Annotated in this window: 37 protein-coding genes and 1 pseudogene; 6 read left to right on the plus strand and 32 right to left on the minus strand. The window is 49.5% G+C overall.

Annotation, left to right across the window (positions count from 1 at the left end; genetic code table 11):
• Window positions 1-27 precede the first annotated feature (27 nt).
• The 3 genes and pseudogenes from cysN to cobA all read right to left on the minus strand — a co-directional run bounded on the left by cysN (window position 28) and on the right by cobA (window position 3,285).
• Window positions 28-1,455 (minus strand): sulfate adenylyltransferase subunit CysN, encoded by a 1,428-nt coding sequence (gene cysN / locus VPR01S_RS06185; protein WP_021704450.1) that lies wholly within the window; start codon window positions 1,453-1,455, stop codon window positions 28-30.
• Window positions 1,456-1,474: 19 nt separating this feature from the next.
• Window positions 1,475-2,398, minus strand: a pseudogene (gene cysD / locus VPR01S_RS06190) (sulfate adenylyltransferase subunit CysD); the annotation flags it as partial.
• 23 nt (window positions 2,399-2,421) lie between these two features.
• Window positions 2,422-3,285 carry a uroporphyrinogen-III C-methyltransferase gene (gene cobA / locus VPR01S_RS06195; RefSeq protein ID WP_021704452.1) on the minus strand — a complete coding sequence of 288 codons (864 nt, stop codon included), beginning with the start codon at window positions 3,283-3,285 and terminating at the stop codon, window positions 2,422-2,424.
• 274 nt (window positions 3,286-3,559) lie between these two features.
• On the opposite strand from cobA, the gene cpdB reads away from it, so the two are divergent.
• From cpdB to VPR01S_RS06215, 4 genes are all read left to right on the plus strand, one after another.
• Window positions 3,560-5,521 carry a 2',3'-cyclic-nucleotide 2'-phosphodiesterase gene (gene cpdB, locus VPR01S_RS06200; RefSeq protein WP_021704453.1) on the plus strand — a complete coding sequence of 654 codons (1,962 nt, stop codon included), beginning with the start codon at window positions 3,560-3,562 and terminating at the stop codon, window positions 5,519-5,521.
• Window positions 5,522-5,590: 69 nt separating this feature from the next.
• Entirely contained in the window at window positions 5,591-6,154 is a 564-nt protein-coding gene (locus VPR01S_RS06205; protein WP_021704454.1) for a Crp/Fnr family transcriptional regulator, read from the plus strand.
• A 68-nt stretch (window positions 6,155-6,222) separates the two neighbouring features.
• A complete protein-coding gene (locus VPR01S_RS06210) occupies window positions 6,223-6,675 on the plus strand; it encodes a GNAT family N-acetyltransferase (protein WP_021704455.1) in 453 nt (150 codons plus the stop codon).
• A gap of 1 nt (window position 6,676) precedes the next feature.
• Window positions 6,677-7,597: a DMT family transporter gene (locus VPR01S_RS06215; protein WP_040902310.1), complete on the plus strand. Its 921-nt coding sequence runs from the start codon at window positions 6,677-6,679 to the stop codon at window positions 7,595-7,597.
• On the opposite strand, the gene VPR01S_RS06220 is transcribed toward VPR01S_RS06215, so the two are convergent.
• Window positions 7,538-8,167, minus strand: a complete 630-nt coding sequence (locus tag VPR01S_RS06220; protein WP_021704457.1) for a LysM-like peptidoglycan-binding domain-containing protein — start codon at window positions 8,165-8,167, stop codon at window positions 7,538-7,540. The two genes, VPR01S_RS06215 and VPR01S_RS06220, sit on opposite strands and share 60 nt — an antisense overlap.
• A 236-nt stretch (window positions 8,168-8,403) precedes the next feature.
• Between VPR01S_RS06220 and bamJ the strand changes: the two genes are divergently transcribed.
• Window positions 8,404-9,024, plus strand: a complete 621-nt coding sequence (bamJ, locus tag VPR01S_RS06225; RefSeq protein WP_021704458.1) for a BamJ family beta-barrel-assembly machinery protein — start codon at window positions 8,404-8,406, stop codon at window positions 9,022-9,024.
• Between the two features lie 68 nt (window positions 9,025-9,092).
• The gene (locus VPR01S_RS06230) at window positions 9,093-9,536 is read left to right on the plus strand and encodes a DUF2780 domain-containing protein (RefSeq protein ID WP_021704459.1); all 444 of its coding nucleotides are present in this window, start codon (window positions 9,093-9,095) and stop codon (window positions 9,534-9,536) included.
• A gap of 68 nt (window positions 9,537-9,604) precedes the next feature.
• Here the strand turns inward: VPR01S_RS06230 and rplQ are convergent, their stop codons facing one another.
• The 28 genes from rplQ to rpsJ form a co-directional block, all read right to left on the minus strand.
• Entirely contained in the window at window positions 9,605-9,988 is a 384-nt protein-coding gene (gene rplQ, locus VPR01S_RS06235; protein ID WP_021704460.1) for a 50S ribosomal protein L17, read from the minus strand.
• Between the two features lie 26 nt (window positions 9,989-10,014).
• Window positions 10,015-11,007 carry a DNA-directed RNA polymerase subunit alpha gene (locus VPR01S_RS06240; protein WP_021704461.1) on the minus strand — a complete coding sequence of 331 codons (993 nt, stop codon included), beginning with the start codon at window positions 11,005-11,007 and terminating at the stop codon, window positions 10,015-10,017.
• A 24-nt stretch (window positions 11,008-11,031) separates the two neighbouring features.
• On the minus strand, window positions 11,032-11,652 hold the full coding sequence (gene rpsD / locus VPR01S_RS06245) for a 30S ribosomal protein S4 (RefSeq protein WP_021704462.1): 621 nt from the start codon (window positions 11,650-11,652) through the stop codon (window positions 11,032-11,034).
• Window positions 11,653-11,679: 27 nt separating this feature from the next.
• Window positions 11,680-12,069 (minus strand): 30S ribosomal protein S11, encoded by a 390-nt coding sequence (gene rpsK, locus VPR01S_RS06250; RefSeq protein WP_001118870.1) that lies wholly within the window; start codon window positions 12,067-12,069, stop codon window positions 11,680-11,682.
• Window positions 12,070-12,087: 18 nt separating this feature from the next.
• A complete protein-coding gene (rpsM, locus tag VPR01S_RS06255; protein ID WP_005383154.1) occupies window positions 12,088-12,444 on the minus strand; it encodes a 30S ribosomal protein S13 in 357 nt (118 codons plus the stop codon).
• A gap of 150 nt (window positions 12,445-12,594) precedes the next feature.
• Window positions 12,595-12,708: a 50S ribosomal protein L36 gene (gene rpmJ, locus VPR01S_RS06260; protein ID WP_000868186.1), complete on the minus strand. Its 114-nt coding sequence runs from the start codon at window positions 12,706-12,708 to the stop codon at window positions 12,595-12,597.
• Between the two features lie 27 nt (window positions 12,709-12,735).
• Window positions 12,736-14,070, minus strand: a complete 1,335-nt coding sequence (gene secY / locus VPR01S_RS06265; protein ID WP_021704463.1) for a preprotein translocase subunit SecY — start codon at window positions 14,068-14,070, stop codon at window positions 12,736-12,738.
• A gap of 20 nt (window positions 14,071-14,090) precedes the next feature.
• Window positions 14,091-14,525 (minus strand): 50S ribosomal protein L15, encoded by a 435-nt coding sequence (gene rplO / locus VPR01S_RS06270; RefSeq protein WP_021704464.1) that lies wholly within the window; start codon window positions 14,523-14,525, stop codon window positions 14,091-14,093.
• Between the two features lie 5 nt (window positions 14,526-14,530).
• Window positions 14,531-14,707, minus strand: coding sequence for a 50S ribosomal protein L30 (gene rpmD, locus VPR01S_RS06275; protein WP_000201159.1), 177 nt, complete (start codon window positions 14,705-14,707; stop codon window positions 14,531-14,533).
• 5 nt (window positions 14,708-14,712) lie between these two features.
• On the minus strand, window positions 14,713-15,216 hold the full coding sequence (rpsE, locus tag VPR01S_RS06280; RefSeq protein WP_005435090.1) for a 30S ribosomal protein S5: 504 nt from the start codon (window positions 15,214-15,216) through the stop codon (window positions 14,713-14,715).
• 14 nt (window positions 15,217-15,230) lie between these two features.
• Window positions 15,231-15,584 (minus strand): 50S ribosomal protein L18, encoded by a 354-nt coding sequence (rplR, locus tag VPR01S_RS06285; RefSeq protein ID WP_021704465.1) that lies wholly within the window; start codon window positions 15,582-15,584, stop codon window positions 15,231-15,233.
• A 9-nt stretch (window positions 15,585-15,593) separates the two neighbouring features.
• Window positions 15,594-16,127, minus strand: coding sequence for a 50S ribosomal protein L6 (gene rplF, locus VPR01S_RS06290; protein WP_021704466.1), 534 nt, complete (start codon window positions 16,125-16,127; stop codon window positions 15,594-15,596).
• Between the two features lie 12 nt (window positions 16,128-16,139).
• The gene (rpsH, locus tag VPR01S_RS06295; RefSeq protein ID WP_021704467.1) at window positions 16,140-16,532 is read right to left on the minus strand and encodes a 30S ribosomal protein S8; all 393 of its coding nucleotides are present in this window, start codon (window positions 16,530-16,532) and stop codon (window positions 16,140-16,142) included.
• A 29-nt stretch (window positions 16,533-16,561) separates the two neighbouring features.
• Window positions 16,562-16,867: a 30S ribosomal protein S14 gene (gene rpsN / locus VPR01S_RS06300; RefSeq protein WP_005455658.1), complete on the minus strand. Its 306-nt coding sequence runs from the start codon at window positions 16,865-16,867 to the stop codon at window positions 16,562-16,564.
• Window positions 16,868-16,884: 17 nt separating this feature from the next.
• Window positions 16,885-17,424: a 50S ribosomal protein L5 gene (gene rplE / locus VPR01S_RS06305; protein ID WP_021704468.1), complete on the minus strand. Its 540-nt coding sequence runs from the start codon at window positions 17,422-17,424 to the stop codon at window positions 16,885-16,887.
• 24 nt (window positions 17,425-17,448) lie between these two features.
• Complete coding sequence (gene rplX, locus VPR01S_RS06310) at window positions 17,449-17,766, minus strand: 50S ribosomal protein L24 (protein ID WP_021704469.1); 318 nt, start codon at window positions 17,764-17,766, stop codon at window positions 17,449-17,451.
• A 13-nt stretch (window positions 17,767-17,779) separates the two neighbouring features.
• Window positions 17,780-18,151, minus strand: coding sequence for a 50S ribosomal protein L14 (rplN, locus tag VPR01S_RS06315; protein WP_021704470.1), 372 nt, complete (start codon window positions 18,149-18,151; stop codon window positions 17,780-17,782).
• 160 nt (window positions 18,152-18,311) lie between these two features.
• On the minus strand, window positions 18,312-18,566 hold the full coding sequence (gene rpsQ / locus VPR01S_RS06320) for a 30S ribosomal protein S17 (RefSeq protein WP_021704471.1): 255 nt from the start codon (window positions 18,564-18,566) through the stop codon (window positions 18,312-18,314).
• Entirely contained in the window at window positions 18,566-18,757 is a 192-nt protein-coding gene (rpmC, locus tag VPR01S_RS06325; protein ID WP_004736737.1) for a 50S ribosomal protein L29, read from the minus strand. The genes rpsQ and rpmC overlap by 1 nt, the downstream gene beginning before the upstream one ends.
• Window positions 18,757-19,167, minus strand: coding sequence for a 50S ribosomal protein L16 (gene rplP, locus VPR01S_RS06330; protein WP_021704472.1), 411 nt, complete (start codon window positions 19,165-19,167; stop codon window positions 18,757-18,759). The genes rpmC and rplP overlap by 1 nt, the downstream gene beginning before the upstream one ends.
• Before the next feature lie 11 nt (window positions 19,168-19,178).
• The gene (rpsC, locus tag VPR01S_RS06335) at window positions 19,179-19,877 is read right to left on the minus strand and encodes a 30S ribosomal protein S3 (protein WP_021704473.1); all 699 of its coding nucleotides are present in this window, start codon (window positions 19,875-19,877) and stop codon (window positions 19,179-19,181) included.
• A gap of 19 nt (window positions 19,878-19,896) precedes the next feature.
• On the minus strand, window positions 19,897-20,229 hold the full coding sequence (gene rplV / locus VPR01S_RS06340) for a 50S ribosomal protein L22 (RefSeq protein ID WP_021704474.1): 333 nt from the start codon (window positions 20,227-20,229) through the stop codon (window positions 19,897-19,899).
• A gap of 10 nt (window positions 20,230-20,239) precedes the next feature.
• On the minus strand, window positions 20,240-20,518 hold the full coding sequence (gene rpsS, locus VPR01S_RS06345) for a 30S ribosomal protein S19 (RefSeq protein WP_005435078.1): 279 nt from the start codon (window positions 20,516-20,518) through the stop codon (window positions 20,240-20,242).
• Between the two features lie 20 nt (window positions 20,519-20,538).
• Complete coding sequence (gene rplB, locus VPR01S_RS06350) at window positions 20,539-21,363, minus strand: 50S ribosomal protein L2 (protein ID WP_021704475.1); 825 nt, start codon at window positions 21,361-21,363, stop codon at window positions 20,539-20,541.
• Window positions 21,364-21,379: 16 nt separating this feature from the next.
• Entirely contained in the window at window positions 21,380-21,682 is a 303-nt protein-coding gene (rplW, locus tag VPR01S_RS06355; protein ID WP_021704476.1) for a 50S ribosomal protein L23, read from the minus strand.
• Window positions 21,679-22,281: a 50S ribosomal protein L4 gene (gene rplD, locus VPR01S_RS06360; RefSeq protein WP_021704477.1), complete on the minus strand. Its 603-nt coding sequence runs from the start codon at window positions 22,279-22,281 to the stop codon at window positions 21,679-21,681. The genes rplW and rplD overlap by 4 nt, the downstream gene beginning before the upstream one ends.
• A 16-nt stretch (window positions 22,282-22,297) precedes the next feature.
• Window positions 22,298-22,927, minus strand: coding sequence for a 50S ribosomal protein L3 (gene rplC, locus VPR01S_RS06365; protein WP_021704478.1), 630 nt, complete (start codon window positions 22,925-22,927; stop codon window positions 22,298-22,300).
• A gap of 14 nt (window positions 22,928-22,941) precedes the next feature.
• The gene (gene rpsJ, locus VPR01S_RS06370) at window positions 22,942-23,253 is read right to left on the minus strand and encodes a 30S ribosomal protein S10 (protein WP_001181007.1); all 312 of its coding nucleotides are present in this window, start codon (window positions 23,251-23,253) and stop codon (window positions 22,942-22,944) included.
• Between the last annotated feature and the right edge of the window lie 142 nt (window positions 23,254-23,395).

Below are 23,395 nucleotides of genomic sequence, written 5' to 3' on the forward strand. Positions count from 1 at the left end.
GCGAAGTAATGACTTACTTTTTTGTTGTTATTTCAGTAATTGGCTCAGATCTTTGGCATCCCAGTGTGGGAAATGCTTGCGGATCAGTGCGTTCAGTTCGAGTTCAAACGCGGAGACATCACCTGCCGGACGCGACACCTGAGTCAGGCTCTCACGTACTAAACCAGCGCCCACCGTCACGTTGCTCAGACGGTCGATAATGATGAAGCCACCGGTGTCTGCACAATCGAGGTATTTGTCCAGCGCAACCGACTCTGTCAGTGACCACTCACATAAGCCGATGCCGTTCAATGGCAGCTCTGCTGCCGAGTGGGTCGCCAGATTATTGATGTCATACTGATGGCGGATCGCCTCCACCCTGCCAACGGTTTTCTTCCCTGCCAGCTTGATGTCGTATTCACGCCTCGGTTGCAGAGGCTGTTCGGTCATCCACACCACATCGGCAAGCAGATGGTTGCTGGACTCCACCTCGGCATTGTGCAGCACAATCAAATCACCGCGACTGATGTCGATTTCATCTTCCAGTGTCAGAGTTACTGCCAGACCGGCTTGTGCAACGTCAAGATCGCCGTCAAATGTCACAATACGTGCCACTTTCGAACGCTTGCCAGACGGCAGAGCTTCAATCTCATCGCCAACCTGAACCTGACCAGAGGCCACCGTACCGGCAAAACCGCGGAAATCGAGGTTCGGACGGCTGACGTACTGCACTGGGAAACGGAACTCACCGCTGCCTTTTTCGCGGTCCACGTCCACCGACTCCAACAACTCCAGCAGTGACGGTCCCTGATACCAGGCCATATTGCGGCTCTTATCCACCACGTTGTCGCCTTCCAGTGCCGAGAGCGGGATCACCTGAATGTCCGTTTCGCCCTGCAGGTGCTCAGAAAACGCCAAATATTCAGCCCGGATTTGCTCAAAACGCTCTTCGGAGTAATCGACCAGATCCATTTTGTTGACCGCCACGACAAAATGCTTCAGCCCCAGCAGGTTAGAGATGAACGAATGACGACGGGTCTGATCCAGTACGCCTTTGCGCGCATCAATCAGGATCACCGCCAGGTCACAGGTTGACGCACCAGTTGCCATGTTACGGGTGTACTGCTCATGTCCCGGAGTATCGGCAATGATGAACTTACGTTTTTGCGTCGAGAAGTAACGGTACGCCACGTCAATGGTGATGCCCTGTTCACGCTCGGCTTGCAAACCATCCACCAGCAACGCCAGATCCGGACGCTCACCTGTGGTGCCCACGCGCTGGCTATCAGAGTGAACCGCCGCCAGTTGATCTTCATAAATCTGCTTAGAGTCATGAAGCAGACGGCCGATCAGAGTACTTTTGCCGTCGTCCACCGACCCGCAGGTGAGGAAACGAAGCAGGGATTTATGTTGATGCTGGTTTAGGTAGCCTTCGATACCAAGCTCGGCCAGCTGAGCTGCAACTGCACTGTTCATATGCTTTCCTTAAGATCCTTTAGAAGTAGCCCTGGCGCTTTTTCAGCTCCATCGATCCTGACTGATCGTGGTCGATCGCCCGTCCCTGACGCTCACTCGATGTGGCCACCAGCATCTCTTCGATGATGCCAGTCAAAGTGTTCGCTTCAGACTCGATAGCTCCAGTCAGTGGATAACAACCAAGAGTACGGAAACGCACACTCTTCTCTTCAATCACTTCACCAGGCTGCAGCTTCATGCGCTCATCATCCACCATGATCAACATGCCGTCCCTCTCTACCACGGGGCGCTTGGCCGACAGGTACAATGGCACAATCTCAATGTTTTCCAGGTAGATGTATTGCCAGATATCCAGCTCGGTCCAGTTCGACAGCGGGAACACTCGGATGCTCTCACCTTTGTTGACCTGTCCGTTGTAGGTGCGCCACAACTCTGGACGCTGATTCTTCGGATCCCAAGTGTGGTTTTTGTCTCGGAAGGAGTACACCCGTTCTTTCGCGCGTGATTTTTCTTCGTCCCGACGCGCCCCACCAAAAGCGGCATCAAAGCCGTATTTGTTCAGCGCCTGCTTAAGGCCCTGCGTCTTCATGATGTCTGTATGCTTTGAAGAGCCGTGTTCAAAAGGGTTGATGCCCATCGCTAACCCTTCAGGGTTTTTGTGCACCAGCAGATCAAACCCGTACTTTTTCGCCGTGCGATCACGAAACTCGATCATTTCACGGAATTTCCAATCAGTATCGACGTGCAACAGTGGAAATGGGATCTTCCCCGGATAAAAGGCTTTGCGAGCCAGATGCAGCATCACCGACGAATCTTTACCGATCGAGTACATCATGACTGGGTTATCAAACTCAGCGGCCACTTCGCGGATGATGTGAATACTCTCCGCCTCAAGCTGCTTTAAGTGAGTTAAGCGTTGTTGATCCATGTGCTTGCTTCCTTTACTGCCTGTTCAGGCGGTGTTAATTAGGCGAAATTCAGTTGCGCCTGAGGTTGAGTGGCGGTGCCGAACCAGCTGAGCTTATCGGCCAACCCCACGACTTCCCCCACCACAATCAGTGATGGGGACTCGGCGCCCTGCGCCAGTTGCGCCAGTTGCGACAACTGACCTCTGAATACTTGCTGACACGCTTGCGTGCCGCGTTCAATGATGGCAATCGGCGTGTCCGCTCCCCGTCCGTGCGCGAGTAATTGTTGCTGGATATAGCTGGATTTCATCAAACCCATATAGATCACCAGTGTCTGCTGCCCCCGGGCCAGCGTTGACCAGTCCATGTCATCACTCTCCGCCTTAAGGTGTCCGGTGATGAACATCGCCGATTGGGCGTAATCACGGTGTGTCAGTGGAATGCCGGCGTACGCCGTTGCGCCTGCTGCCGCGGTGATTCCCGGAACCACCTGAAAGGCAATCCCAGCTTCAAACAGCACTTCCAGCTCTTCACCGCCACGGCCGAACACAAACGGATCGCCGCCTTTGATACGCACAACCCGGTGGCCCTGACGAGCAAAGTCGACCAACAGCTGATTGGTTTTTTCCTGCGGCACACTGTGATGACCCGCGCGTTTACCGACACACACCAAAATTGTGTCATCCGGTACCAACGCCATGATCTCGTCCGAAACCAGGTAGTCATACAACACCACATCGGCTTGTTGCAGGCAGTTGAGTGCTTTGACCGTCAACAGCTCGGCGTCTCCGGGCCCGGCACCGACCAGGGCAACTTCGCCTGGCTGTAGCTGACGTTTCACCAGTGAAGAGGGCAACACGCTGTTACGTACTAAACGCGGTCCCTTAACGGGAAGTGGTGAAACGATGTCCTTATCCGCCATATCTGCATTCCGTTTCCGATTGATGCAAGCATTATGGCGCTGCGCTGTTATTACCTGAAATTCTAAAATTTCATTTTTTATTCGAATAACTGATAAGCAAATTAACTTTTGTCGATAAGTTCGCCAATTTCCGACCAATTTCTGAGAGATGCAGAACAAATACCGCCATCGTCATACCACCCGGTCACATTTTTCAGTAAGCCGTCATTCAGGTTTCACAGCAATTTGTTACATTAAACGGGTTTCTTTCTTCATTCAGTGGAGCTCACGCAACATGCACCTGGCAATCAAACCGATCACCGCCGCTGTTTTAGGCGGTATGCTGACCTTAGCCGGCCCGGCAATGGCAGACACCATCAAACTGCGCATTATCGAAACCACGGATATCCATACCAATGTGATGGATTACGACTACTACAAAGATCAGCCGTCACCAAAAATCGGTCTGTCCCGCGCCGCAACCTTGGTCAAACAGGCACGGGCCGAAGTGACCAATAGCGTATTGGTTGACAACGGTGACCTGATCCAGGGCAGTCCGATGGGCGATTACATGGCGGCCAAAGGGCTCCAGCCAGGTGAAGTGCACCCGGTGTACAAAGCCATGAACCTATTGGGGTACGATGTGGGTAACATCGGTAATCATGAATTTAACTATGGCTTAGACTTTCTCAAAGAGTCGCTCAATGATGCTAACTTCCCGTACGTCAATGCCAATGTGTATGACGCCAAATCCGGTGAGCATGCCTTCACGCCGTATCTGATCAAAACTCACACCTTTAAAGACACCGATGGCCAAGCGCATCAGGTGAAAGTGGGTTACATCGGTTTTGTGCCACCGCAGATCCTAGTGTGGGATAAGAAAAACCTCGATGGCAAAGTGGTCGCACAAGATATTAAAGCCACCGCAGAAAAGCTGGTGCCGGAAATGCGAGCTCAGGGCGCCGACGTGATCGTGGCCATCCCACACTCGGGTGTCTCTTCGGATCCGTACAAAGTGGGCGCGGAAAACTCGGTTTACTACCTGACTCAGGTCGCCGGTATTGACGCCATTGCGTTTGGTCACTCGCACGCGGTGTTCCCGAGCAAGGATTTTGCGTCCCTGCCGGGTGCCGATCTTCAGCAAGGCACCATCAACGGCGTGACCGCGGTGATGCCGGGGCGCTGGGGCAGCCATGTCGGTGTGATGGATTTGACGCTGAAACAGAAAGGCAATCAGTGGCAGGTGGTCGCCGGTCAGTCTCAGGCCCGGCCGATTTTCGACAAAACCAGCAACACCTCGCTGGCAAGCGCCGATCCGGGCATCGTCAGAGCGTTGCAAGCGGATCACGACGGTACACGTACCTTCGTCAACCAGCCGATCGGTCAGGCCAGTGATGTGATGTACAGTTACCTGGCGCTGGTACAAGATGATCCGACGGTGCAAATCGTCAACCTGGCGCAGAAAGATTATGTCGAACGCTTTATTCAAGGCGACCCAGACTTAGATGGTCTGCCGGTACTGTCTGCTGCCGCTCCGTTTAAAGTCGGTGGACGTAAAAATGATCCGGCTAACTTTACCGAAGTGGAAGCCGGTCAGCTTACTTTCCGCAACGCCGCCGATCTCTACCTCTATCCCAACACCCTGGTCACGATGAAAGTCACCGGTCAGCAAGTCAAAGAGTGGCTGGAGTGCAGTGCGGGCCAGTTCAACCAGATTGACGTCAACAGCAGCCAGCCTCAGAGCCTGATCAACTGGGACGGTTTCCGTACCTACAATTTTGACGTTATGGACGGCGTCTCGTATCAGATTGACGTCACCCAGCCCGCTCGTTACGACGGAGACTGCCAGCTGATCCACCCCGACTCGCAGCGTATTGTCGGTCTGAGCTACCAGGGCAAAGCATTGGATCCTCAGCAGACCTTCCTGATCGCGACCAATAACTACCGCGCGTACAGCAATAAGCTTCCGGGCACCGGCAGCCAGTACGTGGCGTTCGATGCGCCGGATGAGAACCGCAGTGTCGTGGCAGACTACATCTCCCGGGTCAGCAAAGAACAGGGCGAAGTGACACCCAATGCCGATAACAACTGGTCATTTGCTCCGATCCACAGTACGCAGAAACTCGATATTCGCTTTGAAACTTCACCCAGCGACAAAGCGGCACAGTTTATTCAAGCAAAAGGCCAGTCTCCGATGAGGCGTATTGGCAAGGACGACAACGGCTTTGCGGTTTATCAGTTGGATCTACAAAAATAGCGCCAAGTTGGGTAGATTAAACAGCCACAGAGCACACTCTGTGGCTGTTTTGTTATCGGAGAATCCATCATGACTCACGCGTTTCGCCACCAGTTGCAACAGCATCACTTCACCGCTGAGGAAATTGACCAGTTGCAACTCAGCGCTTCATTGCTTGAACTGCCCACCCGCCATATTCTGGTCAATCAGGGCGAACGCGCCAACGAGATTTACTTTCTGCTGAGTGGCGTGTGTCATGCCAGTTACCTGACTGAAAATGGCCGTCAGTACAGCAAAGAATTCTATTGGGAGAACGACTGGCTGATCGGCTTTGAAAGCCTGATCCAGGATGCTCCGTCACCTTACTTGCTGGAAACGCTGACGCCCAGCGAGCTGATGTGTCTGCCGTTGGCCACGCTGCTTCGCTGGCGCGCAGAGAAACACTCCATCTATCTCAAACTGCTGGAAACTCAGCTGATGTACAAAGAAAATAAAGAACGCTTTATGCTGTTGTACACTCCGGAAGAGCGGTATCGCCTGTTTTGCGTCCATTACCCGAACCTGCTCGCCCGCTTGAACGACTACCAAATCGCCGCGTATCTGGGCATTACTCCTATCAGCCTGAGCCGGATAAAAAAACGCGCCGGTAGTTAACAATTGTTAATGCCGACGCAGGCACCACTTGCTACAGTCGACGCATGATGAATAATTGAGTACCCGCCATGATCACCTGGCACTGCCTGACGTTTTCCCAACTCACGACTGAGCAGCTCTATCAGCTGCTGCAACTGCGCGTCGACGTATTTGTCGTCGAGCAAACCTGCCCCTATCCCGAACTGGATGGTAAAGACCGCCAGCCAGGAGTTCACCACCTGCTCGGCTACTTTGACGATCAACTCGTTGCCTGCGCACGGCTACTGCCCGCTGGCATCAGTTATCCGAGCATCAGTATTGGCCGGGTTGCCACTGCCGCCAATGCACGTGGCCACGGACTGGGCCATCAACTGCTGCAACAAGCCCTCACACACTGCGCACAATTGTGGCCGGGCGAAGCGATTGAAATAGGTGCCCAAGAGCATTTACAAAGCTTCTATCAGCAATACGGGTTTGCCCGCACCTCCGAGACCTATCTGGAAGACGGCATTCCCCATATTGACATGAAGCGAGCAGGTTAAGATCTTGGGGCGTACACCGACCGCCCTGGCTCTGGGGCTGCTTATCTTCGGTAATCTGGCTGCATCGTTGTCCGATGTGATGGTCAAACTGCTCGAAGGCAGTATCTCACCACTGCAGTATATGTTCGTCCGCCAGTTGTTCGCCGTGCTGCTCATCGCCCCATTGTGGTGGCGTCAGCCACGTGCACAGCGACGGTTACAGCAAGTGGGCGTCACGCTGATCCGCGCCCATTTGATCTTGATTGGCAGCGGTTGCATGATGGTGGCGATTACCCACATGACCCTGGCGACCGCCAACGCGGTCTTTTACGCAGCGCCGCTGCTGATGCTGCCATTATCAATCTGGCTCCTCAACGAACGTCCCGGGCTGGGTAAAGTGCTGGCAACCGTGTTCGGCTTTATCGGCGTACTGGTGGTCCTGCGTCCATCGCAATTTCACTGGGCGGCGCTGTTTGCGCTTGGCACCGCCACGACCTTGGCGCTGTTCAACGTACTGGTACGAAAGCTCCCCGCCGATCAACCCGTCATCACCACCTTGTTCTGGACCAGCCTGCTGTCGCTGCCCAGTGCCGCGCTGCTGGCCTGGGTGCAGTGGCAACCACTTTCAGTTGACGCCTTGATCTTGGTGGCCGCCAGTGCCGCTTTTGTACTGACGTACAATGGCCTGGCCGTGATGGCGTATCAGCGTGCACCAGCGAATCACATTGCGCTGGCCGAATATTCTGGATTGATTTTTGTCGCCGTCATCGGCTGGGTGTGGTTTGCGGAACGGCTGGATGGGATCACACTACTGGGAATTGCTTTGATTGTGTTGCCATTGATGCCACTGCGCCTGCTGCGCAATGGCATTCGCCGGCCAAGGTTATTTACTGCGGCCAAACCCACCGCTAGACAGACGGAAAAACATCACCGCACCGGATGATTTTTCCAGTTGCAGCATGTCCAACTGGCCATCGGCTTCGAGTTTAAAGCGGATCAACTGACCCACTTTGATCTGACTGAGCGGCTTATCGCTGCCTTCAACCTGCACCAGTGCATTCAAGTCAGCCATCGGCAAACCAATATTGCGAAAGACCTGTGCCAGAGTGTCGCCCTTTTTGACCGTGTACTCTTTCCAGATTTCACCGCTTGTACGCTTGGCGGCGTCCTGACGCGCCGCATCAGATGCCGTCTGTCCGCTCTGCTCACTCAAACCGGTGGTATTGATATTCAGTTCGATACGCTGACTTTCCGGTTCAGTTTGCGGCTTAGGCTCGGGAACCGGCACCAGCATTAAGATCAGCACCACAGGCACCAATACCATCAGCGCCCGTTGATGTAACTTAGGCAAACGCTGCCAGCAGGCGCTCAGCCGCTGTCGATTCCATTGTTGCCAATCGATCTGTTTCAGATTGATTTTTTGCAGATAAGCGTGCCAGTCAATCTGAGACCATTTTTCTTTCGCCAGCGCGACATAGTCCGTTTTCGGTTGCTTTCTCTTGCGACGATTCATTGCTTATCCGCCTCCTAAATCCTATGTGCACAGTGTAAAAAAAGTCAGCCGACTAGTATAGGCATATTGAGATTCCTACGTCATACCTTCGCAAAATCTTACCAGTTTTCTACCGGAGTAAGAGAATCATCACACTGTTTCCGATTGCTGCCCCTTTGACCACTGCGGGATTTGATCCTCGATCTAATGCTGGTATCCTGTCAGGTTCATTCTCAAGCGAAAAAAGAGCGACATTCATGTCTGAAGTTAAATTTGAAACTGTCGAGCAAAAAGCAAGCTACGGCATCGGTCTACAAATGGGTCAGCAACTGGCTGGCAGCGGTCTGGAAGGCCTGAACGTTGATGCAATCGCCGCCGGTATTGCGACAGCTCTGGTTGGCGAGATGCCAGCGATTGAAATCGATGATATCAACCAGGCACTGCAAGAAATGCACACACGCGCCGAAGCAGCTCGTCAGGAAGCGGCGAAAGCAGCGGCGGCAGACGGTGAAGCGTTCCTGAAGGACAACGCTCTGCGTTCAGAAGTGACGGTACTGGAATCAGGTCTGCAATATGAAGTCCTGACTGAAGGTAACGGTGAAATCCCAACAGCAGACAAGCAAGTTCGCGTGCACTACCACGGTGAACTGACCGACGGTACTGTTTTCGACAGCTCGGTATCACGTGGCCAACCAGCTGAATTCCCAGTAACTGGCGTGATCAAAGGTTGGGTAGAAGCACTGCAACTGATGCCTGTTGGCTCGAAGTGGAAACTGTACATTCCTCAGGATCTGGCTTACGGTGAACGTGGTGCTGGTGCAGCAATCCCACCGTTTGCAGCACTTGTCTTTGAAGTTGAGCTACTGGACATCCTGTAATCTCATTACTTCAATTATGATGAAACGGCGCCACGGCGCCGTTTTTTATTGTGTGAAGGGAAGTGTCTGTGAAAAAAACCTACCTCATCATCCTGTCCGCCCTCAGTCTGCTCGGCCCGATGAGTACGCCCGCTGCGGATGAACTGGATGAACTCATCGCCCGCAATCTGCAAAACCGCGAAGAGCATGGGTTATTGACCGAACTGCGCTCACATCTCCCCCTGACCAATCGTCAGGCCGCAATGGGCAGTATTGCACTGCTATTACAGGCCAGCCAGCAACTGGATCTGAAGCAGCTTGATGAATTGAATCACTTGTTACCCAGCCTGGATTTAGAAGAAGCGTATTACGCTCGCGACACCTATCGGTTAAAGGTCGCAGAGGTCTTTGTCAATGAGGGGTTGGACAGTGCCATGGCGGAGGTCTTCGCGCCTTTGATACTGGAGTACTTACAGCACAAAGGGGCATCGGCAACGCTGCTGACTCAGCTTGAGAAAATCTGGCAATTCTGAGCGGAGCCAAAGGCCAAATAAACAAAAAGCCGGGCGATTGCCCGGCTTTGTGTTCTTACGAACTCTGATTACTCAGCAGCTGCTTCTGCAACTTCTGGGCGATCTACAAGCTCAATGTAAGCCATTGGAGCTTTGTCGCCAGCACGGAAGCCAGCTTTTAGGATACGAGTGTAACCGCCCTGACGAGCAGCAAAACGTGGACCTAGTTCGTTAAATAGTTTCGCAACTACTTCGTTGTCACGAGTACGTGCAAATGCCAGACGACGGTTAGCAACGCTGTCAGTCTTAGCTAGTGTAATCAAAGGCTCAACTACGCGACGTAGCTCTTTTGCTTTTGGCAAAGTAGTCTTGATAACTTCATGACGTACTAGAGAGCTAGCCATGTTGCTAAACATCGCTTTACGATGTGAGCTGTTGCGGTTGAGTTGACGACCACTCTTACGATGGCGCATGACCTAATCCTTCTAACTAGTATCGATTAATCTTCAGCGATAGATGCTGGTGGCCAGTTTTCTAGGCGCATGCCCAGTGACAGACCACGTGATGCAAGTACGTCTTTAATCTCAGTAAGAGATTTTTTACCCAGGTTAGGCGTTTTAAGTAGCTCAACCTCAGTACGCTGTACAAGATCACCGATGTAGTGAATCGCTTCTGCTTTCAGACAGTTAGCAGAGCGAACTGTTAGTTCAAGATCGTCTACAGGACGCAGTAGGATCGGATCGAACTCTGGCTTCTCTTCTTTCTCCTCAGGAACTCGTACATCACGCAGATCTACGAATGCATCCAGTTGTTCAGCAAGGATTGTTGCTGCACGACGGATTGCTTCCTCAGGTTCAAGAGTACCGTTCGTTTCCATATCGATAACAAGCTTGTCCAGGTCAGTGCGCTGCTCAACACGTGCTGCTTCAACAGAGTAGGCAATTTTGTCTACTGGGCTGTAAGTAGCATCAACAAGCAAACGACCGATAGGACGCTCATCTTCTTCAGTATGGATACGAGCAGAAGCCGGAACATAACCACGACCACGTTCCACTTTAATGCGCATAGCGATTTCAGCGTTGTCATCCGTTAGGTGACAAATAACGTGTTCAGGGTTTGCGATCTCTACATCACCATCATGGGTGATGTCACCTGCAACCACAGGGCCCGAGCCTGATTTGTTTAGTGTAATGAACACTTCATCTTTGCCTTCGGCAACGCGAACAGCCAGACCTTTCAGGTTAAGAAGTATCTCTAAGATATCTTCCTGAACGCCTTCTTTAGTGCTGTACTCGTGTAGTACGCCTTCAATCTCTACTTCTGTTACCGCACAACCCGGCATAGAAGACAGAAGAATACGGCGAAGTGCATTACCCAGAGTATGGCCAAAACCACGCTCTAACGGCTCAAGAGTTACTTTTGCGTGAGTCGTGCTGATCTGTTCGATGTCAACAAGACGTGGCTTAAGAAATTCTGTTACAGAACCCTGCATTGTGTCCTCTCTTTAGTTTAAACCTTACTTAGAGTAAAGCTCGACGATCAATTGTTCGTTGATGTCAGCAGACAGGTCAGAACGTTCAGGCATACGCTTGAAAGTACCTTCCATATTACCAGCATCTACTTCAATCCAAGTTGGTTTTTCGCGTTGTTCTGCAACTTCCAGAGCCGCTTTAACACGAGCTTGCTTTTTCGCTTTCTCGCGGATAGAAACAACGTCGTTTGCCGCAACTTTGAAAGAAGGAACGTTTACAACTTTACCGTTAACCAGGATAGCTTTGTGGCTAACCAGCTGACGTGCTTCTGCGCGAGTTGCGCCAAAGCCCATGCGGTAAACTACGTTATCAAGACGACCTTCAAGAAGCTGAAGCAGGTTTTCACCTGTGTTGCCCTTCAGACGAGCAGCTTCTTTGTAGTAGTTACGGAATTGTTTTTCTAGAACGCCGTACATGCGACGTACTTTTTGCTTCTCACGAAGCTGAACGCCATACTCAGATAGACGACCGCGACGAGCGCCGTGTACACCTGGTGCGTTATCAATTTTACACTTGGTATCGATCGCGCGTACACCTGACTTAAGGAACAAGTCAGTGCCTTCGCGACGGCTAAGCTTCAGCTTAGGACCCAAATATCTTGCCATGATCTTTCTCCAATCTTCCCAGAAACGTTATACGCGACGTTTCTTAGGTGGACGACAACCGTTATGAGGGATTGGTGTAGCATCAACGATGTTTGTGATGCGGAAACCAGCAGCGTTCAGTGCGCGAACAGTAGATTCACGACCTGGACCTGGACCCTTAACCATAACTTCCAAGTTCTTTAGACCGTACTCTTTAGCCATTTCAGCACAACGCTCAGCAGCAACCTGTGCAGCGAATGGAGTAGATTTACGAGAACCACGGAAACCTGAACCACCTGCAGTCGCCCATGCAAGAGCGTTACCTTGACGGTCAGTGATAGTTACGATTGTGTTGTTGAAAGAAGCATGGATGTGCGCAACGCCATCTGCAACTTGCTTGCGTACGCGCTTACGAGCGCGAGTTGGTTGTTTAGCCATTGTACTCTACCTTCCCGATTATTTCTTGATCGGCTTACGCGGACCCTTACGGGTGCGAGCGTTGGTTTTAGTACGCTGTCCACGTAGTGGTAGACTGCGACGATGACGAAGACCACGGTAACAGCCAAGGTCCATAAGACGCTTGATGTTCATAGATACTTCACGACGTAGATCACCTTCTACAGTGTACTTAGCTACACCATCACGCAGTTGATCGATCTGCTCTTCAGTTAGTTCACTGATCTTAACATTTTCAGCAATACCCACTTCAGCTAGGATAGCTTGAGAGCGAGTTTTACCGATGCCGTAGATCGCAGTTAATGCGATAACAGCATGTTTCTGATCAGGAATGTTAATGCCTGCAATACGGGCCATTATTCACTCCTAAGTGTTTCTATAAAAGAATTAGCCGCAGCAAAGCCCGTAGAGGATACGCTGCGGGATACTACTTCTTTTGCACGCAAAAGGTAGGCCGAGGAATATACTCGACACTACCTTATATTTCAAGTAAAAATTTCTGCTCAATTAGCCTTGGCGCTGCTTGTGCTTTGGCTCACTGCAAATTACGCGAACAACACCGTTACGCTTGATTACTTTACAGTTACGGCAGATTTTTTTAACGGAAGCACGAACTTTCATTGCTAAACTCCGTAAATGAAATCTGAATTAACGGCCGTAGCCTTTCAGATTTGCCTTCTTCAACACAGAATCATACTGTTGTGACATCAGATGAGTCTGTACCTGTGCCATAAAGTCCATGATTACTACCACTACGATAAGTAGTGAAGTACCGCCGAAGTAGAAACGTACGTTCCACGCGACCATCATAAACTCTGGAATCAGACAGATAAAGGTAATGTACAGTGCACCAACTAGGGTAAGACGTGTCATTACTTTATCAATGTATTTCGCTGTCTGTTCACCTGGGCGGATACCGGGTACGAATGCACCGGACTTCTTCAGGTTATCTGCTGTTTCACGCGGGTTGAAAACCAACGCCGTGTAGAAGAAACAGAAGAAAATAATCGCTGTTGCATAAAGCATGACATACAGAGGTTGACCCGGGCTTAGAGCCAAAGACACATCAGTTAACCAACCGAATGTGCTGCTCTCACCGTTCTGACCGAACCACTGAGCCAGTGTTCCTGGGAACAGGATAATGCTTGATGCAAAAATCGCTGGAATGACACCTGCCATGTTAATTTTCAGTGGCAAGTGAGTGCTTTGTGCAGCAAATACTTTGCGACCTTGTTGACGCTTCGCGTAGTTCACGACGATACGACGCTGACCACGTTCCATGAAAACAACAAAGTAAATAACCGCAAAAGCCAGTACAGCAATCAACAGCAGAAGAAGTACATGCAATTCACCTTGACGCGCTTGCTCAATTGTTTGACCGATTGCTTTTGGCAATCCAGCAACAATACCTGCAAAGATCAGTAACGAAATACCGTTACCAATTCCACGCTCTGTAATTTGTTCACCTAACCACATCAGGAACATGGTGCCGGTTACTAAACTTACGGTTGCAATTAGCGTAAACATGGTTTGGTTGATAACAACCAGATTGTCGACCATGTTTGGTAGGCCAGTTGCGATACCTATTGCCTGGAATGTTGCAAGTACAAGCGTGCCGTAGCGTGTATATTGGCTGATCTTACGACGGCCTGCTTCACCCTCTTTCTTGAGTTCCGCTAACGCTGGATGAACTACAGTCAGCAACTGGACAACAATCGACGCCGAAATATACGGCATGATGCCCAGTGCCAAGATAGATGCACGCTCAAGAGCACCACCGGAGAACATGTTAAACATTTCAACGATGGTGCCTTTTTGCTGTTCGAACAAATCGGCAAGTACAGCTGCGTCAATACCAGGAATCGGCACGAAAGAGCCCGCTCGGAATACTAAAAGTGCACCTATTACGAATAGTAAGCGCGACTTCAGCTCACTCAAGCCGCTCTTAGCACTACGAAAATCTTGTCCTGGTTTCTTAGCCATCTGTACCTCGTTCCTCGAGATTATTCCTCGATTTTACCGCCTGCAGCTTCGATTGCAGCTTTAGCGCCTTTAGTCACGCGTAGACCTTTAACAGTCACTGCTTTGTTGATTTCGCCAGAAAGAACAACTTTAACGAATTCGATGTTCTTAGTAACGATGTTAGCAGCTTTCAGGCTGTTCAGATCAACCACGTCACCTGTAACTTTCGCCAGCTCAGCTAGACGAACTTCAGCAGACACTAGGCTCTTACGAGAAGTGAAGCCGAACTTAGGCAGACGTTGTTTCAGAGGCATTTGACCGCCTTCAAAACCTGGACGAACTTTACCGCCAGAACGTGACTTTTGACCTTTGTGGCCGCGGCCACCAGTTTTACCAAGGCCAGAACCAATACCGCGACCTAGACGCTTCTTAGAAGGTTTAGATCCAGCAGCAGGTGATAGAGTATTCAAACGCATTCTGATTACTCCTCAACTTTAACCATGTAGTAAACCTTGTTGATCATGCCGCGCACGCACGGAGTATCTTCAAGTTCTACTGTGTGGTTGATTTTACGAAGGCCTAGACCGCGCAAAGTAGCTTTGTGCTTAGGCAGGCGACCAATTGAGCTTTTAGTTTGAGTTACTTTAATAGTTGCCATGGTTCTTACTCCGAAATAGCTTCAACAGTTAGACCACGTTTAGCAGCAACCATTTCTGGTGACTTCATGCTACCCAGAGCATCGATCGTTGCACGAACGATGTTGATTGGGTTAGTAGAACCGTACGCTTTAGACAGTACGTTATGTACACCAGCAACTTCTAGTACTGCACGCATCGCACCACCTGCGATAACACCAGTACCTTCTGCAGCAGGCTGCATGTAAACTTTAGAGCCCGAGTGGCGACCTTTCACTGGGTGGTGAAGAGTGCCTTCGTTCAGAGCGATCGTAGTCATGTTACGACGCGCTTTTTCCATTGCTTTTTGGATCGCTGCAGGTACTTCACGAGCTTTGCCGTAACCGAAACCTACACGACCGTTACCGTCACCAACTACAGTCAGTGCAGTAAAGCTCATGATTCGACCACCTTTAACCGTCTTAGATACACGGTTAACAGCGATTAGCTTTTCTTGCAAATCATTCGCTTGAACTTGTTGTTCTTTAGCCATCTTCCAACCCTACCTTAGAATTTCAGACCAGCTTCGCGAGCAGATTCTGCCAGCGCCGCTACTCGACCGTGGTATTGGAAACCAGAACGATCAAATGCAACTGTTTCCACGCCTTTTTCAAGAGCGCGCTCAGCAATAGCTTTACCTACCGCTTTAGCTGCATCAACGTTACCAGTGTTCTTAACTTGCTCACGGATCGCTTTTTCTACAGTAGAAGCTGCTGCGATAACCTCAGAGCCGTTTGATGCGATAACCTGAGCGTACACGTGACGAGGAGTACGGTGTACTACTAGGCGAGTTGCACCCAGTTCTGCAATCTTACGACGTGCGCGTGTAGCACGACGGATGCGAGATGCTTTCTTATCCATAGTGTTACCTTACTTCTTCTTAGCTTCTTTAGTACGCACATTTTCATCTGCGTAACGAACACCTTTACCTTTGTAAGGCTCAGGCTCACGGTAAGAACGAATGTCAGCCGCAACCTGACCAACTAGCTGCTTGTCAGCACCAGTCAGTACGATTTCAGTTTGGCTTGGACATTCAGCTTTAACACCCGCTGGCAACTCGTGCTCAACAGGGTGAGAGAAGCCCAGTGTCAGACCTACAGCGTTGCCTTTGATAGCAGCACGGTAACCAACACCTTTCAGTACTAGCTTCTTAGTAAAGCCTTCAGTAACACCAATAACCATGTTGTTCACTAGTGCACGAGCAGTACCTGCCTGTGCCCAAGCGTTAGCAACACCTTCGCGTGGACCGAAAGTAAGGTTGTTTTCTTCCTGAGCGATCACAACTGCATCGTTAACAACGCGAGTCAGTTCGCCTTTGGCACCTTTAACAGTGATTTCTTGGCCGTTTAGTTTCACCTCTACGCCAGCTGGAATAGCGACAGGTGCTTTAGCAACACGAGACATATTCTACTCCTATTACGCTACGTAGCAGATGATTTCACCACCAAGACCTGCTTTACGTGCAGCACGGTCTGACATCAGACCCTTGGAAGTTGAAACGATAGCAACACCTAGACCACCCATTACAGATGGCAGCTCGTCTTTTTTCTTATAGACGCGCAGACCTGGGCGTGAAACACGCTTTAGTTGCTCGATTACTGGTTTCGCTTGGAAGTACTTAAGAGTAACTTCTAGCTCAGGTTTTACGTCGCCTTCAACAGCGAAATCAGTGATGTAACCTTCAGCTTTTAGCAGTGCAGCAATTGCAACTTTAAGCTTTGAAGAAGGCATTTTTACAGCAACTTTGTTTGCTGCCTGACCGTTACGAACACGGGTCAGCATATCCGAAATCGGATCTTGCATGCTCATATGATTTACTCCAAATGATTAAGTGGCAATTACCAGCTAGCCTTACGAAGTCCAGGAATCTCGCCTTTCATGCAAGCTTCGCGAACTTTGATACGGCTCAGACCGAATTTACGTAGGTAACCGTGTGGACGACCAGTTTGGTTACAACGGTTGCGCTGACGTGACGCACTTGAATCACGTGGAAGAGATTGCAGTGTCAGAACCGCATTCCAACGATCTTCTTCAGATGCATTTACATCGCTGATGATAGCTTTAAGAGCAGCACGCTTTTCAGCGAACTTAGCTACAAGCTTCGCACGTTTAGCTTCACGTGCTTTCATTGATTGTTTAGCCATAACAGTAACCCTTCACCTTACTTACGGAATGGGAAGTTAAAGGCAGCCAGCAGAGCACGGCCTTCCTCATCGGAACCAGCAGACGTCGTGATAGTAATATCAAGACCGCGGACACGATCAACTTTATCAAAGTCGATTTCCGGGAAGATGATTTGCTCGCGAACGCCCATGCTGTAGTTACCGCGACCGTCAAAAGACTTAGCGCTAACACCACGGAAGTCACGTACACGTGGAAGAGCGATTGAGATCAGACGCTCCAAAAAATCCCACATGCGTTCGCCACGCAAGGTTACTTTACAACCGATTGGGTAGCCTTCACGGATTTTGAAACCTGCAACAGATTTACGCGCTTTAGTGATAAGTGGCTTTTGACCAGAGATCGTTGCCATATCAGCAGCTGCGTTTTCCAGCAGTTTCTTATCGTTGATTGCTTCACCCACACCCATGTTCAGGGTGATCTTTTCGATTCTAGGGACTTGCATGACGCTTGAGTAACCGAACTGTTTGGTCAGTTCAGCGACTACAGACGACTTGTAGTAATCATGCAGTTTCGCCATAGTAGAACTCCAAATTACTTCTAATTAGTTAGAAACGGTTTCACCGTTAGACTTGAAGAAACGAACTTTTTTGCCGTCTTCAAAACGGAAACCGATACGGTCCGCTTTACCGGTTGCTGCGTTGAAAATCGCAATGTTAGAAACATCGATTGCTGCTTCTTGCTCAACGATACCGCCTTGGATACCTAGAGCAGGAACAGGTTTCTGGTGTTTCTTAACAAGGTTGATACCTTCAACGATAACTTTACCAGTTGCTAGAACCTTAGTTACTTTACCTTTCTTGCCTTTATCTTTACCGGCAAGAACGATCACTTCGTCGTTACGACGGATTTTAGCTGCCATCTTTGCGTGCTCCTTACAGAACTTCTGGAGCCAGTGAGACAATCTTCATGAATTTCGCATTACGAAGTTCACGAGTCACTGGACCAAAGATACGTGTACCGACTGGTTGCTCAGTAGTGTTGTTCAACAATACACAAGCATTACGGTCGAAGCGAATGACAGAACCGTCTGGACGACGTACGCCTTTACGGGTGCGAACTACCACCGCCTTCAGTACATCACCTTTTTTAACTTTACCGCGTGGAATTGCTTCCTTAACAGTAACTTTGATGATGTCACCGATGTGTGCATAACGACGGTGAGAGCCACCCAGAACCTTAATACACATTACGCTGCGAGCGCCTGAGTTATCAGCAGCATCCAGCATACTTTGCATTTGGATCATGTTAGTGCTCCGCTAAATATTAAAACTAGACCCATCTCGGGTCGGGCTGCCTCTTTAAAAGGGACGCGAATTGTACCACCCTTTTTTATGATTGGGTAGTCAAAAAATAAACGGCCCCAAAAATTCTTTGGAGCCGCTTAAGTTCATAGAAGAAAAGAGATTAAATCTTCGCCTTTTCTACTACGCGTACCAGAGTCCAAGACTTAGTCTTAGACAGTGGACGACACTCACGAATTTCAACAGTGTCGCCTAGGCCACACTCGTTGCTTTCATCGTGTGCGTGAACTTTAGTCGTGCGCTTTACGTATTTACCGTAGATTGGGTGCTTTACGAAACGCTCGATAGCAACAACGATAGACTTGTCCATCTTGTCGCTAACTACACGACCTTGTTGAGTACGAATTTTGTCGCTCATTATGCGCCTGCCTTCTCAGTCAAAACAGTTTTCACACGTGCGATATCACGGCGTACAGCTTTCAGAGTATGAGTCTGCTGCAGTTGACCAGTCGCAGCCTGCATACGCAGGTTGAACTGTTCACGTAGCAAATTCAATAGCTCAGCGTTAAGCTCTTCAACGTTCTTTTCGCGTAGATCTTGTGCTTTCATCACATCACCTGCTTAGTTACAAATGTAGTCTTGAAAGGCAGTTTACGTGCCGCTAGGCGGAACGCTTCACGTGCCAATTCTTCAGGTACACCGTCCATTTCGTACATAACCTTACCAGGTTGGATTTGGGCTACCCAGTACTCAACGTTACCTTTACCCTTGCCTTGACGAACTTCTAGTGGTTTTTCTGTGATTGGTTTGTCTGGGAATACACGAATCCAGATTTTACCTTGACGCTTAACGTGACGCGTCATTGCACGACGTGCTGCTTCGATTTGACGAGCAGTTAGACGACCACGGCCTACCGCTTTCAAGCCGAATGTACCAAAGCTTACGTCAGTACCTTTAGCCAGACCACGGTTACGACCAGTATGAACCTTACGGAACTTAGTGCGTTTAGGTTGTAGCATCTGTCGACTCCTTACTTACGGCCTTTGCGCTGCTTCTTAGGCTTATCGCCTTTAGGCTCTACAGCGTTAGCTGCTGGCATACCGCCTAGGATCTCACCTTTGAAGATCCAAACTTTAATGCCGATCACACCGTATTGAGTGTGAGCCGAAGAAGTTGCGTAATCAATGTCAGCACGTAGAGTGTGTAGAGGCACACGGCCTTCACGGTACCACTCAGAACGTGCGATTTCAGCGCCGCCTAGACGACCGCTTACTTCCACTTTGATGCCTTTAGCACCTAGACGCATAGCGTTTTGTACCGCGCGCTTCATCGCACGACGGAACATAACACGACGCTCTAGCTGAGACGCGATGCTGTCGCCAACAAGCTGTGCATCTAGCTCAGGTTTACGTACTTCAGCGATGTTAATTTGCGCTGGTACACCTGCGATTTTTGCTACAGCTGCGCGTAGTTTCTCAACGTCTTCGCCTTTCTTACCGATAACAACGCCTGGACGAGCAGTGTGAATAGTCACACGGATGCTCTTAGCAGGACGTTCGATAACGATGCGTGACAGAGACGCTTTTTGTAGTTCCTTAGTTAGGAACTGACGTACCTTGAAGTCGCCGTCTAGGTTGTCAGCGAAATCTTTGGTGTTAGCAAACCATGTAGCATTCCAAGGCTTAACGATGCCTAGACGAATACCATTTGGATGTACTTTTTGACCCATTGCTTACTCTCCTAGTCTCTTAGCGATCTGCAACAACTACAGTGATGTGGCTTGAACGCTTCAAGATACGATCCGCACGACCTTTTGCACGAGGCATAATACGCTTCATGGTTGGGCCTTCATCTACGAAGATTTTAGCGACTGATAGATCGTCGATATCTGCACCTTCGTTGTGCTCCGCGTTCGCGATAGCTGACTCAAGAACTTTCTTGATCAGTTCAGCAGCTTTTTTGTTGCTGAACGTCAGAATTTCCAGAGCTTGGTCAACTGATTTACCACGAATTTGATCTGCAACTAAGCGAGCTTTCTGAGGCGAAATGCGAGCAAAGTTATGTTTAGCTACTGCTTCCATCATCTACTCCTTAACGCTTCTTAGCTTTCTTATCCGCAGCGTGACCGCGGTAAGTACGAGTTGGTGCGAATTCGCCCAGTTTGTGACCGATCATTTCTTCAGTTACGAATACTGGAACGTGCTGACGACCATTATGGACAGCGATGGTCAAACCGATCATTGTTGGAATGATCATTGAGCGACGGGACCAAGTCTTAATAGGCTTTTTGTCTCCGCTTTCCACCGCTTTCTCTACCTTCTTCAGCAAGTGTAGGTCAATAAATGGACCTTTCTTGAGAGAACGTGGCATGGCTTATCCTCTTATATAGATTACTTGTTACGACGACGTACGATGTACTTGTCAGTGCGTTTGTTCTTACGGGTCTTGAAGCCTTTAGTTGGCATACCCCAAGGAGATACTGGGTGACGACCACCAGAAGTACGGCCTTCACCACCACCGTGTGGGTGGTCAACCGGGTTCATTACCACACCGCGAACGGTTGGACGAACACCGCGCCAGCGGTTTGCACCCGCTTTACCCAGTTCACGTAGCATGTGCTCAGAGTTACCTACTTCACCGATTGTTGCACGGCCTTCAGCAAGAACTTTGCGCATTTCGCCAGAACGTAGACGGATAGTTACGTACGCACCGTCGCGAGCAACGATTTGAGCGTAAGCACCAGCCGAACGAGCTAGCTGTGCACCTTTACCAGGCTTCAGTTCAACACAGTGTACAGTTGAACCTACTGGGATGTTGCGCATTGGCAGAGTGTTACCTGCTTTGATAGGCGCATCAACACCAGACTGGATCATATCACCAGCTTGGATGCCTTTAGGTGCAATGATGTAACGACGCTCACCGTCTTTGTAAAGAACCAGAGCAATGTTTGCGCTACGGTTTGGATCGTATTCTAGACGCTCAACTTTCGCTGGGATACCGTCTTTAGTACGTTTAAAGTCAATTACACGGTAGTGGTGTTTGTGACCACCGCCGATGTGACGTACTGTGATACGACCGTTGTTGTTACGACCGCCGTTCTTAGAGTTTTTCTCTAGAAGAGGTGCGTAAGGCTTACCTTTGTGCAGGTCAGCGTTAACAACTTTAACAACGTGACGACGACCAGCCGAAGTCGGCTTACATTTAACAATAGCCATTTCTCAACTACTCCTGTTATTCCGCGCCGCCAACGAAGTCAAGATCTTGACCTTCTTTCAAAGTAACGTACGCTTTTTTCACGTCTGAACGACGACCTTGGCGTAGACCTTGACGTTTGGTCTTACCCTTAGTGATAAGAGTATTTACAGACTTAACTTCAACTTCAAATAGCTTTTCTACAGCTGCTTTGATCTCTTTTTTAGTTGCATCTTTTGCTACTTTGAAAACGATAGTGTTCGCTTTCTCAGCAGCCATAGTTGCTTTTTCAGAGATGTGCGGTGCACGTAGAACTTTTAGGATACGCTCTTCAGAAATCATGCTAGCATCTCCTCAACTTGCTTAACTGCTTCAGCAGTCATTACAACTTTGTCGAACGCGATCAGTGAAACTGGGTCGATACCAGCAACGTCACGTGCGTCAACTTTGTATAGGTTACGAGCAGCTAGGAATAGATTCTCATCTACTTCGCTAGTCACGATTAGAGCGTCCGTTAGCTCAAGCTCTTTCAGCTTAGCTACCAGCTCTTTAGTTTTTGGCGCTTCAACTGAGAAGTTATCAACAACGATCAGACGCTCTTGACGAACCAGCTCAGAAAGAATGCTCTTCATAGCACCACGGTACATTTTCTTGTTTACTTTAACGCTGTGATCTTGTGGTTTCGCAGCAAAAGTAACACCACCTGTACGCCAGATTGGGCTACGGATTGTACCAGCACGTGCACGGCCAGTACCTTTTTGACGCCATGGCTTAGCGCCACCGCCAGAAACTTCTGAACGTGTTTTTTGAGCACGAGTACCTTGACGAGCACCTGATGCGTACGCAACAACTACTTGGTGTACAAGAGCTTCGTTGAACTCACGTCCGAAAGTAGTTTCGGAAACAGTTAGTGCATCAGCACCTTTAACCATCAATTCCATTACTTACTCCTAGACGTTATGCTTTAACAGCTGGTTTGACGATCACGTTACCGCCAGTTGAGCCAGGGACTGCACCTTTGATAAGAAGCAGGTTGCGCTCAGCGTCAACACGTACGATCTCCAGGTTTTGAGTCGTTACACGCTCAGCACCCATGTGACCTGCCATTTTCTTGCCTTTAAATACGCGACCTGGAGTCTGACATTGACCGATAGAACCAGGAGCACGGTGAGACAATGAGTTACCGTGAGTCATATCTTGAGTGCGGAAGTTCCAACGCTTAACAGCGCCTTGGAAACCTTTACCCTTAGATGTACCAGTAACGTCTACTTTCTTAGTTTCGTTGAACAGTTCAACAGTCAGTTCAGCACCAACTTCAAACTCTTCACCGTTTTCCAAACGGAATTCCCAAAGACCGCGACCAGCTTCAACACCTGCTTTTGCAAAGTGACCAGCTTCTGGTTTAGTAACACGGTTAGCTTTCTTAGCGCCAGCAGTAACCTGAATTGCTGCGTAGCCGTCAGACTCAAGAGATTTAACTTGAGTAACGCGGTTCGCTTCAACTTCAACAACTGTTACTGGGATAGAAACGCCTTCTTCAGTAAATACGCGGGTCATGCCCACTTTACGACCGATTAGACCAATCATTCTTCTAATCTCCCTTAACCTAGGCTAATTTGTACGTCAACGCCCGCAGCAAGGTCTAGACGCATCAGAGCATCAACAGTTTTGTCTGTTGGCTCAACGATGTCGATTAGACGTTTGTGAGTACGGATTTCGTACTGATCACGAGCATCTTTGTTAACGTGTGGAGAGATAAGAACTGTGAAACGCTCTTTACGAGTAGGCAGTGGGATTGGACCACGAACCTGTGCGCCGGTGCGCTTAGCTGTTTCAACGATTTCCGCAGTAGAAGCGTCGATCAGTTTGTAATCGAAAGCTTTCAGGCGGATACGAATACGTTGGTTCTGCATGAGACAGAGCTCCAATAGTTATAAATTACACAAACAATATCGCCACTCAAACTCGTCAAGACGAGAGAATGCCGATTGATTTATGTGAAACCGTAGCCTCCAAAATTAGGAAGCATTGTCAGTTAATTTTCGATTAACTGTG

Origin of the sequence: Vibrio proteolyticus NBRC 13287 (assembly GCF_000467125.1) — a bacterium.
Lineage (GTDB): Bacteria > Pseudomonadota > Gammaproteobacteria > Enterobacterales > Vibrionaceae > Vibrio > Vibrio proteolyticus.

Coding starts and splice junctions, on each gene's coding strand:
- rplE (WP_021704468.1), bottom strand. CDS start 17,424: ATGGCGAAACTGCATGATTACTACAAGTCGTCTGTAGTCGCTGAACTG.
- VPR01S_RS06220 (WP_021704457.1), bottom strand. CDS start 8,167: ATGAATCGTCGCAAGAGAAAGCAACCGAAAACGGACTATGTCGCGCTG.
- secY (WP_021704463.1), bottom strand. CDS start 14,070: ATGGCTAAGAAACCAGGACAAGATTTTCGTAGTGCTAAGAGCGGCTTG.
- rplC (WP_021704478.1), bottom strand. CDS start 22,927: ATGATTGGTCTAATCGGTCGTAAAGTGGGCATGACCCGCGTATTTACT.
- VPR01S_RS06210 (WP_021704455.1), top strand. CDS start 6,223: ATGATCACCTGGCACTGCCTGACGTTTTCCCAACTCACGACTGAGCAG.
- bamJ (WP_021704458.1), top strand. CDS start 8,404: ATGTCTGAAGTTAAATTTGAAACTGTCGAGCAAAAAGCAAGCTACGGC.
- VPR01S_RS06205 (WP_021704454.1), top strand. CDS start 5,591: ATGACTCACGCGTTTCGCCACCAGTTGCAACAGCATCACTTCACCGCT.
- rpsH (WP_021704467.1), bottom strand. CDS start 16,532: ATGAGCATGCAAGATCCGATTTCGGATATGCTGACCCGTGTTCGTAAC.
- cobA (WP_021704452.1), bottom strand. CDS start 3,285: ATGGCGGATAAGGACATCGTTTCACCACTTCCCGTTAAGGGACCGCGT.
- rplQ (WP_021704460.1), bottom strand. CDS start 9,988: ATGCGCCATCGTAAGAGTGGTCGTCAACTCAACCGCAACAGCTCACAT.
- cpdB (WP_021704453.1), top strand. CDS start 3,560: ATGCACCTGGCAATCAAACCGATCACCGCCGCTGTTTTAGGCGGTATG.
- rpmC (WP_004736737.1), bottom strand. CDS start 18,757: ATGAAAGCACAAGATCTACGCGAAAAGAACGTTGAAGAGCTTAACGCT.
- cysN (WP_021704450.1), bottom strand. CDS start 1,455: ATGAACAGTGCAGTTGCAGCTCAGCTGGCCGAGCTTGGTATCGAAGGC.
- rplO (WP_021704464.1), bottom strand. CDS start 14,525: ATGCGTTTGAATACTCTATCACCTGCTGCTGGATCTAAACCTTCTAAG.
- rpsD (WP_021704462.1), bottom strand. CDS start 11,652: ATGGCAAGATATTTGGGTCCTAAGCTGAAGCTTAGCCGTCGCGAAGGC.
- rpsC (WP_021704473.1), bottom strand. CDS start 19,877: ATGGGTCAAAAAGTACATCCAAATGGTATTCGTCTAGGCATCGTTAAG.
- rpsE (WP_005435090.1), bottom strand. CDS start 15,216: ATGGCTAAAGAACAACAAGTTCAAGCGAATGATTTGCAAGAAAAGCTA.
- rplR (WP_021704465.1), bottom strand. CDS start 15,584: ATGGATAAGAAAGCATCTCGCATCCGTCGTGCTACACGCGCACGTCGT.
- rplW (WP_021704476.1), bottom strand. CDS start 21,682: ATGATTTCTGAAGAGCGTATCCTAAAAGTTCTACGTGCACCGCACATC.
- rplB (WP_021704475.1), bottom strand. CDS start 21,363: ATGGCTATTGTTAAATGTAAGCCGACTTCGGCTGGTCGTCGTCACGTT.
- rpsQ (WP_021704471.1), bottom strand. CDS start 18,566: ATGAGCGACAAAATTCGTACTCAACAAGGTCGTGTAGTTAGCGACAAG.
- rpsK (WP_001118870.1), bottom strand. CDS start 12,069: ATGGCTAAACAACCAACTCGCGCTCGTAAGCGCGTACGCAAGCAAGTT.
- rpsN (WP_005455658.1), bottom strand. CDS start 16,867: ATGGCTAAACAATCAATGAAAGCACGTGAAGCTAAACGTGCGAAGCTT.
- rplP (WP_021704472.1), bottom strand. CDS start 19,167: ATGCTACAACCTAAACGCACTAAGTTCCGTAAGGTTCATACTGGTCGT.
- rpsM (WP_005383154.1), bottom strand. CDS start 12,444: ATGGCCCGTATTGCAGGCATTAACATTCCTGATCAGAAACATGCTGTT.
- rplF (WP_021704466.1), bottom strand. CDS start 16,127: ATGTCTCGTGTTGCTAAAGCACCTGTCGCTATTCCAGCTGGCGTAGAG.
- VPR01S_RS06240 (WP_021704461.1), bottom strand. CDS start 11,007: ATGCAGGGTTCTGTAACAGAATTTCTTAAGCCACGTCTTGTTGACATC.
- rplX (WP_021704469.1), bottom strand. CDS start 17,766: ATGGCAGCTAAAATCCGTCGTAACGACGAAGTGATCGTTCTTGCCGGT.
- rplV (WP_021704474.1), bottom strand. CDS start 20,229: ATGGAAGCAGTAGCTAAACATAACTTTGCTCGCATTTCGCCTCAGAAA.
- rpmD (WP_000201159.1), bottom strand. CDS start 14,707: ATGGCAACTATTAAAGTAACTCAAACTAAAAGCTCAATTGGTCGCCTG.
- rpmJ (WP_000868186.1), bottom strand. CDS start 12,708: ATGAAAGTTCGTGCTTCCGTTAAAAAAATCTGCCGTAACTGTAAAGTA.
- rpsJ (WP_001181007.1), bottom strand. CDS start 23,253: ATGCAGAACCAACGTATTCGTATCCGCCTGAAAGCTTTCGATTACAAA.
- rplN (WP_021704470.1), bottom strand. CDS start 18,151: ATGATCCAAATGCAAAGTATGCTGGATGCTGCTGATAACTCAGGCGCT.
- rplD (WP_021704477.1), bottom strand. CDS start 22,281: ATGGAATTGATGGTTAAAGGTGCTGATGCACTAACTGTTTCCGAAACT.
- rpsS (WP_005435078.1), bottom strand. CDS start 20,518: ATGCCACGTTCTCTCAAGAAAGGTCCATTTATTGACCTACACTTGCTG.